Source organism: Polynucleobacter sp. IMCC 29146 (assembly GCF_021395195.1).
Classification (GTDB): domain Bacteria; phylum Pseudomonadota; class Gammaproteobacteria; order Burkholderiales; family Burkholderiaceae; genus Polynucleobacter.
In genome coordinates, this window is sequence record NZ_JAJVCR010000012.1 from 25185 (window position 1) to 38358 (window position 13174).

Genomic DNA, 13174 nt, shown 5'->3' on the forward strand with positions numbered 1-13174 from the left:
CGCTAACACTCCCTTATAGTTTCATGGTGAAGCCTACATAAATTGTGCAGATATTATCCCCATTCCAAGGCGACGATCATCTCCAGGAACTCCCGCCACATCTTTAGGTCTTGCAGGGTTCATAAAATGAAACTGCAATTCGATATATTTTTTCTTATCTACATTGGGCGGCAAGTTAATCACCCAAATATTTACATTAGGATCGCTTAAAGAAGTAGCTTGAGGCGACATCCTATCAACAAAAACCTCGATATTTTGCTTGGGGTGCAATGGGCTAATAAAGGCCCGTACGGTTAACTTGAGTTGCTTAGCAGAGGTGGAAGAATTACTTTGCGGCACTGGAAGAATCATTTTTGCTTGATTGCCATTACTCCAAACACCCCACGCCTCTGGCCACGCCCAACTACCGCCTACGTCAATTAAAAATCGTGTTCCCAGCTCGCCCTTGTTAAACCCCAAAGACTTAGTAAATTGAACCTCTTTGGTAATCTGATTTAGCTCACTTCTAAGATTCTCTTCAATTACTGGGCAATCTTTACAGTTCTTCCAATTGGGTGCCAATACTGCAAAACCATCAAAGCCAACTAATAAATCAGCATTTGGATTTGAATGAAAGTAAGCTGGCAAGGCCATATCTGGTTGTAATACATAAAGAGTGCCTGGCTTCCAGCTTGATCTATATAAACCATTCATAAAGTTTTCTTGTGCTTTAGAAAGTTTGCTAACATCCACTCTTGCAAAAAATACTGAATTAGTCGCTAGTTGATGCTTTGCCGCATACAAAGCAATTTGATCCCATCCTGATGCTTTGTCTTGAGGGGGCACCAATTGAACCTCTTGGTAATGTTTAGCTGCTTGGTCCCAAAACGAATTATTAAGATTAAGCTCATGTGGAATATTTTTTGCAGGATTGTAAATTTGTTGTCTCATCATTCGCCAGCCAGCACTGGTATCAACCACTTGCAGAAAACAAGCGACCCCCAACAAGATCAATGCGAAGCGTTTAGAGTAACCTATCATTATAATAAAAATACAAGCAAAATTTAATGCGTAGAACATTGGCCAAAAGAAGCGTCCCGATGCTCGGAAGATGCTAGCGACGGCATAAATGGAGTCCGATATTCTGAAGCCAAACTCTATGCGCCCAATAGCAATATGATTCGTAATAGCAAAGAGGGCTAGAGCAATCAAAGCCAGAGTCAGGAAAAGATGTTTAAAAATTTCTTTTTTTAATAAATACCTAAGATTTCCATCTCGAGCAAATTTATAAAAAGCAAATGGCCAGAGCAGTAAAAGGCCTATGCCAAAGTACATATAGCCTTCGCCGTAATCACTCGGTAGAGGCAAAGCCCGCATGATGTAAGACCAGCCTTTTGAGTCAAATGGTGATAACAGGTTCATTCGAAAAAAACCATAGCCTCCCAATGAGCCGGAAGAAGAACTCACTTCAAAATATCCCGCTTGCCACATTAAAAATGCGGCTAATAGCCCGATACATAACGCCTGTAAGACGCTATTCTTTATATTGGCTAGTCGATCGAGTTTTGCAAAGACAATTTCATCCACTAAATTTGCCGCCCAAAGTGCCGCAACTATTACAAACAGGGAAAAATGAGTCAATACTGCAGCGCTTAATAAAAGAGCCCAAAGAATGTCTTTGCTCCATTCCTTTGCTTTACGCCCTGGAGAAACGATTAAATAGAACGCAGCTAGAATCATAAAATGCGCAACCAATGCGGTGTGCTGATTCACCCGCCAGAGCATCGGTGGTGTAAACACAAAAATCACACATGAAAAAATTAGCATCCATCTGTTTTGCGTCATTAAACCTAAAACTAACCACGCAAAACAAGCCTGGAATACAAAGCATATTAGGGTCCAAATTCCTAAATACTGAAATGTTTCTGGCAGAGCAAAACGAAAGACCTTGAAAATAAATGCCATTAACGGAATCGAGTCAGAAAACACAATTGAATTACTAAAATCTAGTCCATAACTTGGGTTTAATCCAATTGGAAATGTCCAGGGTCCGTGACGATAAAAAACCCAGGCAATATAGTCCTTGAAAGGATCAACCCCTTGGGCTAAATCAAGATTCGTTGGCATGAGCGGGGCAAAACCCACCACGGCTATAAAAGCACAAAACCCAAGGAAGACGGGAATCAAGAGAGATAAATAAAAGCGCTTGTTTTTAATCATTCATCTTTCGCGTGGAATTGCTAATTTCAACCAGTAAGCTGACAGTCTATGTTAGACCTAGAACTATCCCATGATTTGTAGCAGATTTTTACTTATTCTACTCAATGCATTCCTTGAGGCCAATCTCAACGTCTGCCAGAGCCTTAAAACCCCACCACTTCACCCAGAACAAAAAAGCAAATGAACTCGAATGCCTCATGAATAAATTTTATTCTTACTTAATAAAACGTATCGCTACCAATCCAATTCCTAGGTTACGTACATCATCCCCGATGCCCTGACTTTTTGGACTAACCGCATTTATAGATCGGATTTCTAAAGTCAAGGTATTGCCAGCACTTAGCCCCCTGGGCAGTGGTATTGTAAAAGTATTTTTACTTGTCTCGGTCAGCGAAACTTGACCCAAGCTCAAGCCATTACCTAAAATCTCTAGATCTAACTTAGGATGGCTACTGGTTAAAAATGCATTTGCCTCAAATTCAACAGCCTTAGGATTACCTGCTGGCACTGGAAAAATGAGTTTGGCATTAGTATCTGTTGCCCATGTCCCCCACCCCTCGGTATAGCCCCAACCCTCTAACATATATTTTTCTCTACCATCCCCTTTACTAGAAAAGATAATAGGCTGGCTTAAAATCAGAATAGGTGCAAGATTTTGTATCTCCAAGCCTTGATTAAGTAGTTTGCATTCTTTACAGCTTTTCCAAGCTGGGGCTAGTATATTAAATCCATCAATTCGGGCAAATAGATCTTTTTTGGGATCAAAGTTAACCTGCCGCGGGTCCTCCTTCCAGTCCCTAAAGATATACAGAGTATCAAAACTAGAGCTAAGTTGTAGCAGCTCTTGATTTATTCTCATCAAGTTTTCCAAAAGCTTTGCATCATCCTTTCTGGCCAAATGAACCATATTAGTCGCCATTCCATACTGGGCAGCAAAAACCCCGAAAACCCCCCAATTTGCGGGGTTTTCTACCATCACCACATTTTTGTATCTCATACCAGCCATGACCCAAAAGGGGTCTTTTAGGGGCCCTGGTATCTGCCTTGAAAAAGTAGAACTTAATTTTTTACGAATTGGTAACCAGCCCGCACTTGTATCAATTATTTGCACTAAAACCGCAATCAAGAAGATACCAGTTGCAATCTTTCTTGAATATCCACGAATCACAAGAAATGCAGCAAGAAATATAAATAAATAAAAAATAGGCCAAAATAAGCGAGCCGAGCTTCGAACTAGTGAAAAATAATCAATTAGATATTGAGGTAAAGAAAATTTTATATTCCATGCACCAATTCCTATATTGTTACTAAAACTCAATAGCGCTAAAATAGTTAAAACAATCAATAAAAAAGGTTGGGTTTTGACAACTGACCATGCTCGAACTTTAGATTTATATAAAACTGGTATTGCACATACCCATAAGAAAATAACTCCCGTTCCAAGAAATTGAAAACCCTCGCCAACCGCTTGCTCAACTGGATCACCAAGGTTAATTGGCTTTAACCAATACGACCAGGAGCGGGAATTCAATAGCGCCAATAGGTTTGTACGAAAATCCCCAAAACCACCGGCAGAAACAAAAGTTCCTTTAATTGAAAGGTAGCCAGCTTGCCAAAATATCAACCATAGTAATCCAGCTAAAGCTATTGCATTCAATAACGCGGATTGTAAATTCAGTGTTTTTAATATAAAAATACGCGTCATAAAATTAGCTGAAAATAGTGCAAATACGATGACAAATAAATAGAAATGGCATAAGCCACTTAAAACGAGCAGTATTGACCAATACAGCGATTGAGACTGCTGATTTTTTCTTAAGTTAAGGAAAAGGGCGGCTAATATCAAGAAATGGCCCATTAGGGCGCTGTGGTACCCAATCCTAAAAAGCATTGGAGGTGCAAATAAAAAAAGAATTGTTCCCAAGGATTGCAATACAGTTATATCAGTAACTAACGCTAATAGCTTATTTGCAAACCATGCCTGCAAAATAAAGCACATCAAAACCCAAATTCCAAAATATTGAAACCCAACTGGAAGAATTTCATTAAAAAATTTAAAAAATATGGCAAATAGCGGGATGGAATCTGTAAAAACAATGGCATTACTAAATTCCATTCCATATTTAGGGTTTAAACCAACTGGAAAAGTCCAAGGTGAATTTCTAAAAAAAGCCCAACCTAAATAGTGCTGCAATAATTCTCCATCCCCTAGCCAAGCAATATTAAGGGGATAAATAATGTTTGGACCAACAATAATTAAATACGCGGTGATACCAAGTAATATTGGTATCCAATTTTTTAGTCGGCACATTAAGTATTTAATTTAGATGTCTTAGGTTTAAATGAATTCAATGGACTCTAAGCCAATCGAGAGGCCCCTACTATCGCTACTCAGTCCTTGACTCTTTGGTGAGATTGGCTTCAAAGCCCTGAATTCAATTTTCATAGGGCCCAGTCCCATTTGCTGCTTACTCAAAGGGAAATAAAATTCATTATTTTTTCCTTTCAACAAAAGAATATTACCCATATGGTGATCATTTATGAAGAGCGCAGTCGATTGAGTCAAATTTTCTTTAGGAATAAAGGCACGTAAATTTATCTTAATTCCCATTAAAAGTTTTGGAGGATGGGCTAAAGTTAAAGAAGCAGCATTTCCTTTTGCCCAAGCCCCCCAATCTTCAGGGGTATACCAATTATTCGAATTCCAAGCATCCCAATCTAAAGGAGGCTCAACAGGGCTATATAAATAAAAAATTCCTAGACTTTTCTTTCCAAATTTAATCAAAGATGTGGTTTTTAGCGGGGCAAGAGTTTCTTGTCGATTTTGCTTAAAAACATAGAGGATTTTTTTTCCATCAATCGAAACAGCGTCAAATAGTTGAAATTTTCCATGCTCTAAAAACAAATTTGGATGAAGATATGCGCGATTAGTAACTAAAAGGTATTTAGCCTGATCAATTTTACCGGCCTCAATTATTCGAATTTTTTCATTATGCTTAAGTATTCGTAGTTGATCGGTAAAAACAGTCAGCTCACGAGAAGAATACTTAGAAGCTGCACCAGGCCAAATTGCAATATTCGAACTATTATCTTGTTCTAAGATTTTTTCGAGTGCAATACGATTTGCTTGACCCCAATAATCAACTTCAAATCTTTCATCCCAATTAGCTCCTGCTAAAACATTAAAATATAAATTCTCTAATGGATGATGATGTACCATCCAAAGACTTGTGACTATAAAGACAAGAAAAGTTATTACAAATAAAAACCATTGGCTAATATGAAGAAATTTAAAAAAATTAGAAAGAAAAATAAAACCATGCAAAGCAATAATGATAAAAATTGGATATAAAAAATAAAGATGACGCCACCCGTTATAGAGAGGCGCGTCTGAACCAATAATAGCTAGTAATGGGCCAAAAAATAGGCAAATGAAAATAAAGTCCTGCAAACCATCATTACTCTTCCATAAAGATCGGCTTTTTAGGTATGTCCAAACTAGGATGGAAACCCCGATTATAAACAAGAGCTGATAAAAAATTGGCGTTGTTAAGCCCATCCATAACGGAACGTAATACCAAGGAAGCTTCTCAGACGGAATAAGATTACCCATAAATAAAATGGCAGGATTTCTTGGGTGGTTTGCTAAGTTTCTCCAAACATCTAAAAATTGATCCCAAGGATTTATCCATAAAAATGGCCAAAATAAAACCGTAACTACAATAGTTAATAAAAAATAAACTAGAGAAAGTTGAATTAATTTTTGTATATTAAGCTCTTTTTTGAAGTACTTCGCCCCAAGAAAGCTCAACGTCAGAATAGGAAAAAATATGGCAATGACACGTACGTCAATAGCGGCAGCGGTTGCAATAGCATGTATAAATGCTGTATACAAATTAGGTTTTAATAAAAATTGAATTAAGGTATTTGTGGCAATAACATATAACGCTAAAAAAATAATGTCTTTATTGTTGTAAAATGCGTCACTAAATATTCTTGGGCTGAGTATTAAAATAAATATACCTAATAAACCAATTCGCCAATCTTGAAACCTTCTTTTGCCCAAAAAAAATAGGGCTAAAGCCCCACAAAAGAAAAATAAAAAAGTAAAAGCATGCCGATATAAATAAATAGAGCGCTCGTCGCGTAAGCTAAATATGAATTCCAAAAATGCGGCTGGCAGTTCAAATATAACGCCATAATGGCGATCTTGAATTTGATGCAAGGTCTGAGTAGATAAATTTACGAAATGTAAATCTTCAGATATAGATTGAATGTGAAAAAGGCTTGCTAAATAATTTAGATTTACAATTCCAATTAAGCGTTGAGCAGGCTCATCTAATGAAACGCCATAATCTGGGAAAAGCATTAATCCAATCACTAGCAATCCAATGAAAAATACGAGTGTAACTAGCCTTGATAGGCTTGAGAAAAGATTGGCAGGATGGTTTTGCATACTTTAGTTAATTCTTTAATAAATTCTATGACTTAGAACTAGGTGTTGGATAATTAAGATTATGCCCAAGTTTCTCAAAATATTTTGCTCCAAGTCCCCCCTTTTAATTCCCGTGGTACTAGGCATTGGCTCTTTTCTATTAGTCGCTGGGCCATTCGTCGCCCTCCCTTGGAATGAGCAATGGCTATTTGGCGGTGGAGATGCAACTCAGCATTATTTTGGATGGCTATTTTATCGAGCAAGTCCTTGGACTTTCCCAATTGGAATGAATCCAGACTACGGCATCTCGATTAATAACTCGATTGTATATACCGATTCCATTCCTCTGCTAGCAATTTTTTTTAAAGCGATTAATTTTCTTTTACCTAAAACTTTTCAATATTTTGGCTTATATATTTTTACCTGCTTTTTATTGCAAGCAATTTCTGCCTGGTTCCTGCTAGGGTTATTTATCAAAAATATAGGTATTCGATTTTTTGCTACTGGTCTATTTATCTTCTCAGTTCCAATGATTAGCCTCTTTCCTGAAAACCCTCAACTAGCAAGCCAATTCCTTATTCTATTTAGTCTTTATCTCAATTTAAATAAAAAAGAGGGTTCTTCACTGTTGGCGTGGCTTACCCTACTTTGCTGTGCGGTTCTTATTAATTTCTATTACTTTGTCATGGTGTTCGTCTTATGGATTGCCTATCTACTTGATAAAGTTTTTATTCGGAAAATAATTTCGATGCAAATTATGCTGTGCAATTTTATTTTTTTGATGACAGTAATCCTGCTTTCGGCTTGGCAGGCAGGCTACTTTGCCATCAGCTCCATAGGTGAATTTGGTTTTGGGCTGTTTAAAACAAATGTATTGGGTATTTTTAATCCAGATGGCTGGTCTTATTTATTTAAGGCGCTTTACCCGAAAGTTAGTTGGTGGGCAGAAGAACCTGTTTACTTAGGTATAGGCTGTTTAATTGCCCTCCTGTTTAGCCTAAAATCAGGACGCCAATTTTTAAGTCCTGTGTATCGACAGTTCAAATCCCATTTTTTTCTTATGCTCATTATCATTTGCATGGCACTTTTCTCGTTTAGCCATAACATCAGCATAGGCAGTTTTGAATTGCAACTACCACTGCATAAAAAAGTAGCAGATTTAGTTAGCATATTGCGTAACTCTGGAAGAATGTTTATTCCATTTTTTTACTGCATTCTTCTCTTAATTTTTTATCAAATTGAAAAATCATATTCGGGGAAAATTGCTGCCTTTATACTAGGATTTTGTCTTACTATACAGATAATAGATTTAAATTTTGGCTGGCAAGACCTACGTAATCGTATGACCTCCATGGGCCCCTTTCCTTATAGTGAATTGCCCCTAAAAAATAATTTTTGGAATATGGTACCTGCTAATTATAAAAATATTATTGTGGTTCCCAGTCGCTTTAATTTAAAACCCGACTTTATGGCACGTTTTTTAAACAGTGAATGGCGCATTTTTGGGCGCTATGCCTCTATAAATAAGATGGCAACCAATGCCGTTTACGTAGCGCGCTCAGATAAGGCTTTGATGCTCCAATCGCGAGAAAATGCTCTAAATGAAATATCAACTGGTATATTTAATAACAATTCACTATACATTATTAATTCTGATGAAATACTTTCAGCAGCATGCGCCGGCATGGAATATCCACAGACTCTTTTTGCTAAGATTGATGGTTTTTATATCTTGGCACCTAATTTTCTTAAAAGTAGCGGGGAAGCCCTTAACTCAGGTATCCAACGGATCACCCTATCTCAACCAGCAGCCAAACTAGGAGAAAGCTTCTTTTTTTCTAAGTCAGATTCTAAAAATTTACCTTTTGTGGTTTGCGGAGGCTGGAGTAATCCTGAAGCGTGGGGCATTTGGTCTGATGGTAATTCAAGCAAACTTTTCCTGCCTTTACCAGAAGGTGCAAATCGCTTGGAACTAATTTTGAATGCCTTTATAAGCAGCGCCCACCCAAAACAAAAAGTTCAAGTTATGGCTAATGGTAAAAATTTATTAGATGTAGAGTTAAAGCAAAACTCAGACAATAAAGTTGAGTTAAATATTCCACAATTCGCCAAAGAAGCAGGGCACCTACTACTCTCCTTTACCTTTAGTAACCCCATCAGCCCAAAAGCTTTGGGCATTAGCGAGGATAATAGGTCTTTGGCGATTGGAATCGTTAGCGGAAAATATACCCAATGAAAAAAATCTGTGAATGATAGCCTTCAATAGAAATAATTTATTGTTACTCATTCCGATAATCATTGGATTGGCTGGATTTTTTATAGTTGTAGGCCCCAAAGCCCTTAATCCAACAAATATTGACTGGTTATTAAGGGGCGAATCTCTTGAGGATCACCTAGCTTGGATTTTCTTCAGGGAATCAGCTTGGTCATTTCCTGTGGGCCTAAATCCGGATTATGGCCTTGAAATTAGCTCTTCAATCGTTTACTCAGATTCGATACCCTTATTTGCAATCCTTTTTAAACTGCTCGATCCCTTTATTTCAAACCCTTTTCAATACTTTGGCATTTGGCTTCTGGCTTGTTTTCTGCTCCAAAGCTTTGCAGCTTGGGTACTTGTTCGGCTGGTCACACAAAACATAATCATTTTAATATTTTCAACGGCACTATTTATTTTTTCCCCACCTTTTCTCTGGAGAATTGGAGAGCTACAAGGCGCACTTGTTGGGCATTTCTTAATCTTGTTTGCCATTTATTTAAATCTTAGGCCCTACCAATCCAAAAGAATTTTTTTTTGGTGTATTTTGCTTTGTATTTCTGTCCTTGTTCATTTTTATATATTTGCAATGGTATTTATTTTGTGGATTGCAAGCATTACTGACTGCACAATTTCGCAGAAATTGATTTCTCTTAAAATTTCATTTTCTGAATTTTTAACTATTATTTTTTTCGTATTTTTATGTACCTGGCAAGCAGGTTATTTTGCTATCTCAAGCGGATCTGCTAGTGAGTGGGGTTATGGTCAATTTAACTTTAATCTTTTGTCTATTTTTTATCCTCGGGGATGGTCTCAATTTTCCCTTATAAAAGAATTTGTTAAAGACTTTGAAAGTTTTAATTATCTAGGCCTAGGAATTTTATTTTTTATATTATCTGCAATTCCTATTGGCGTTATATTCATGTGGCAAAAAAATAAATCATTTAGTTCGAAACATTTTTTCTTTATTTTAACTTTATGCCTATGTTTTATATATGCAATCAGTAATAATATAGATATAGGTAATTGGAGTTATTCCTTTCCTATTCCCGAAGCACTTATGCCTATCGCAAATATTTTGCGTCATTCTAACCGTCTATTTTGGCCTGTTTATTATTCTGCTCTTGTTTTTTCAATCTATTGTTTAATCCAAATTAACAACAAAAAAATTGTTTATTTATGCTTAATTACTATTTTTTGCTTACAGGCTTATGACACGCGGGCAGGATGGATGCCGCTTAGAAATAAATTGATGTGGCCAGATCCTCCTGAGGATGGATTTCCACTAAAAAATCAATTTTGGAAAGCTGTTGCAAAAAAATATAAAAATGTGGTCAAAATTCCAATTTCTCATAAGCCACCCCAATGGGGAATATTTGCCAGATTCGCCGCGGAAAATCATTTAGCAACTAACTCTGTCTCTTTTGCAAGAATTGATAAAGAGCGCATGAATAAATCTAATTCTCAGTTTTTAGAAATGATTAATACAGGGAAGTATTCTAGCGATACCCTTTTTATTATTGATGAGTGGAAATTACTACCCGTTACGGTTAATTTCGATCCCAATAAAGACCTTTTTGCAAGAATCGATGGCTATAATATTCTGGCGCCGAACTGGAAGATATGCGGAGGTTGCCCGCAAATTTCTAAAGAATTTGAGATCACAAGATTAGCTCCCCCAACTCACTTACAGAAAAAAATATTTTTTCGCCAAAATGATGATGGTCGTAACCAGTTTTTACAGGCTGGTTGGTCATGGCCCGGGGAGGATTGGGGCACTTGGTCTGATCAAGATAATGCAAGTATTTTATTGCCCATGCCAATTTCGGGAACGCCTAAATTAATTATTTTTAATCTTCGCGCCCTAGTGTCGCCATCCCACCCAATTCAATCGGCTAATATATTTATTAATGGAATTTTAGTCACGGAAATTGTATTACCCAAAATGGAAGAAAACCTAATAAGCGTACCTATTCCAAGTGCTGAATTAATCAAACCTTACCTTCAAATTGAATTTAAATTTTTTAATGCTATCAGCCCTACTGCTATAGGTTTTGGGAATGGAGATACTAGACGCTTAGCAGTTGGACTTAAATCTCTTGAATTTAAATAAAGCCGATATTTAAAGTGATCAGCCAGATAAAATTTATTGATAAACTATTTTTTGCTGTTTTAGTAGCTATCGGGTTTATTTGGCTTTCCTTTTCCTCTCAATTCATTGAAAACGAGATTTTCTGGGATCTTGATCTTGTTATTAAGGCTACCGCTTTGTTCAATAAGGGAGGTAACTCCTATTCCCCAGATCAACTTGGTGGCTCTCTCTCCTTTGTGTACCACCCATTGGTGCTACATGGGATGGCCTTTTTTGGCCGCTGGTTGTCGCTGCTAATAATCTTTTTTTATATCGCAAGTATTACTTATTTTCTTTTTAGCCTCAAAAAAAATAGTAATTTATGGTTTTCGACATTTCTAGCTTTTGCATATTGTGATATTGGCTTTATCTCTGTCACTAGCGGGAATCTCACTGTCTTTTTTCATTTGATTTTATTAGCTAATTTATTCGCGGCTGACCCACAAGATTTATCTCAAAATAAATTTTTAAATGGTGGCAAAATTAAACCCGCTAATTCATCATATACTTATTTCATCATTTTCGTTCTTACATTTAGCATTGTTAAGCCCTATCTCTTAATTTATTTAGCAATTCCCATTTTAATGCACTGGGGAAAGCGTGAGAGCGTTACAAAAATACTAAGCTTCATATTTATAGGGGGGAGCCTTTTTCTTGTAGTAGTAATTTCCTCATCTATTTTTTATGGCGCTGAATTCACTGCATTTATCTCGGCCCTGAAAAACCAAACCTTGGGTAAGCGTGATATGGGTTTTGGTATCGTTATGTTCTTTTACGATTACTATTTAAGTGCAGGCTCTTTGATTTACCGCGCTTTTGTTTTGCACTTCTTTATTGCCAGCTTACTTTTATTAGTTGTCATGTATTTAGCTATCAAGAATAAATGGATAAATACTGCTAAAAAAAACTTTGCTAGTTTTCCATATCTTCTCTATTTTTTATTGACTCTCTTTAATCCAAGGCTTAAGGTCTATGACTTTTTTCCAGCCTTATTGGCCTTATATATCTATTTTTTCTCGCTTAAACTAACCGCAGTGTCTCGGCTCTTATTTTTACTTGCATATATACTTTCTTTAACTCAACTTACCGGTACTCTTTTTTTCGTTAATCATGGTATTTTTTCTAATCCGATTAATACCTATTACTGCTCAATTGGAATGATACTAGGTCTAATCTTGATAAGACTGGCAAGACCAAATTTTGCCAGTTAACCCTTCTGCGCAAGTAAAAAGAGTGACATCTTAAGGGGCTATATGTATAACTCTCCATGGGATACTCTGCGCAAGCCTTGGAATTTATGACTGCTATATTCATCTTGTTAGCAAATGACTTGGCTCAGGAATATTAAACTATCAAGTGCATGGTATCCAAATTTATTGTCGCCCTTAAGTCCCTATTGATCCCATTTTTTATGGGGGCTATCGCGTTCTTCCTCTTTCTTGGGCCCGCAGCCTTAGCGCCGGGAAATTTAGGCTGGCTGTGGCAAGGCGATTCTTGGCAACATTATTTGGGCTGGGGTTTGTATCGACATGGTTGGGGGCTGCCTTTGGGCCTAAATCCATCATATGGGCTCGATATCAGCTCTTCGATTGTTTTTTCAGACTCTATCCCAATTTTAGCTTTGGTATTTAAAGCCTTAAGCCCAGCACTACCTCAGCATTTTCAATATTTTGGGCTTTGGACGTTAATCTGTTTTGTTTTACAAGCTTATTTAGCATTGAAATTAATGCAACTTATCAACACAGATAAAGCAAGCAATGTCTTAGCAGCAGCTTTATTCATACTTTCACCGCCTTTGCTTTTTCGTATTGGCATGCATTCAGCATTACTGGGCCATTTTTTGATCCTTTGGGCTTTATATTTAAATCTCTCCTCTAAAGCTAGAAAATCTTACGTTGCTTTATGGGCCTTTCTGCTTTGTATTACGGCTTGCGTTCATTTCTATATTTTTATTATTGTCTTTGGCCTTTATATCGCCAGCCTACTTGACCGTCTGCTCATCAATCATAAAATAAATTTAAGTGGCATGGTAATCCCCCCGCAGGTTAACTGAACTCAGAGGTAGAATTTTCTCTATTAGAGGAGTTCTGCATGAAACGTTCTAAATTTACCGACAGTCAGATCATGGATGCCCTAAAACGGGCCGATGCTGGCT

7 protein-coding genes and 1 pseudogene are annotated in these 13174 nt (G+C 37.0%); 4 read left to right on the top strand and 4 right to left on the bottom strand.

Translation table 11 applies throughout. The features are described 5' to 3' along the window. Positions 1-33: 33 nt before the first annotated feature. From LZT22_RS11515 to LZT22_RS11525, 4 genes and pseudogenes are all read right to left on the bottom strand, one after another. Entirely contained in the window at positions 34-2199 is a 2166-nt protein-coding gene (locus LZT22_RS11515; RefSeq protein ID WP_233925402.1) for a DUF6311 domain-containing protein, read from the bottom strand. Positions 2200-2413: 214 nt separating this feature from the next. After that, complete coding sequence (locus tag LZT22_RS11520) at positions 2414-3544, bottom strand: hypothetical protein (RefSeq protein WP_233925403.1); 1131 nt, start codon at positions 3542-3544, stop codon at positions 2414-2416. A 72-nt stretch (positions 3545-3616) separates the two neighbouring features. Next, positions 3617-4510: pseudogene (locus tag LZT22_RS12775) on the bottom strand (DUF6311 domain-containing protein); the annotation flags it as partial. 27 nt (positions 4511-4537) lie between these two features. Next, positions 4538-6655, bottom strand: a complete 2118-nt coding sequence (locus tag LZT22_RS11525; protein WP_233925405.1) for a hypothetical protein — start codon at positions 6653-6655, stop codon at positions 4538-4540. Between the two features lie 61 nt (positions 6656-6716). Between LZT22_RS11525 and LZT22_RS11530 the strand changes: the two genes are divergently transcribed. The 4 genes from LZT22_RS11530 (at position 6717) to LZT22_RS11545 (ending at position 13072) form a co-directional block, all read left to right on the top strand. Beyond that, the gene (locus LZT22_RS11530; protein ID WP_233925406.1) at positions 6717-8870 is read left to right on the top strand and encodes a DUF6311 domain-containing protein; all 2154 of its coding nucleotides are present in this window, start codon (positions 6717-6719) and stop codon (positions 8868-8870) included. Between the two features lie 40 nt (positions 8871-8910). Next, complete coding sequence (locus LZT22_RS11535; protein WP_233925408.1) at positions 8911-11001, top strand: DUF6311 domain-containing protein; 2091 nt, start codon at positions 8911-8913, stop codon at positions 10999-11001. Between the two features lie 14 nt (positions 11002-11015). After that, positions 11016-12230 carry a hypothetical protein gene (locus LZT22_RS11540; RefSeq protein WP_233925410.1) on the top strand — a complete coding sequence of 405 codons (1215 nt, stop codon included), beginning with the start codon at positions 11016-11018 and terminating at the stop codon, positions 12228-12230. Positions 12231-12379: 149 nt separating this feature from the next. Beyond that, positions 12380-13072, top strand: a complete 693-nt coding sequence (locus LZT22_RS11545; RefSeq protein WP_255700968.1) for a DUF6311 domain-containing protein — start codon at positions 12380-12382, stop codon at positions 13070-13072. Positions 13073-13174 lie beyond the last annotated feature (102 nt).

Bases quoted from the DNA above. Each gene is read 5' to 3' on its own strand.
- LZT22_RS11530 (WP_233925406.1), top strand. From the start codon at position 6,717: ATGCCCAAGTTTCTCAAAATATTTTGCTCCAAGTCCCCCCTTTTAATT.
- LZT22_RS11515 (WP_233925402.1), bottom strand. From the start codon at position 2,199: ATGATTAAAAACAAGCGCTTTTATTTATCTCTCTTGATTCCCGTCTTC.
- LZT22_RS11525 (WP_233925405.1), bottom strand. From the start codon at position 6,655: ATGCAAAACCATCCTGCCAATCTTTTCTCAAGCCTATCAAGGCTAGTT.
- LZT22_RS11545 (WP_255700968.1), top strand. From the start codon at position 12,380: ATGGTATCCAAATTTATTGTCGCCCTTAAGTCCCTATTGATCCCATTT.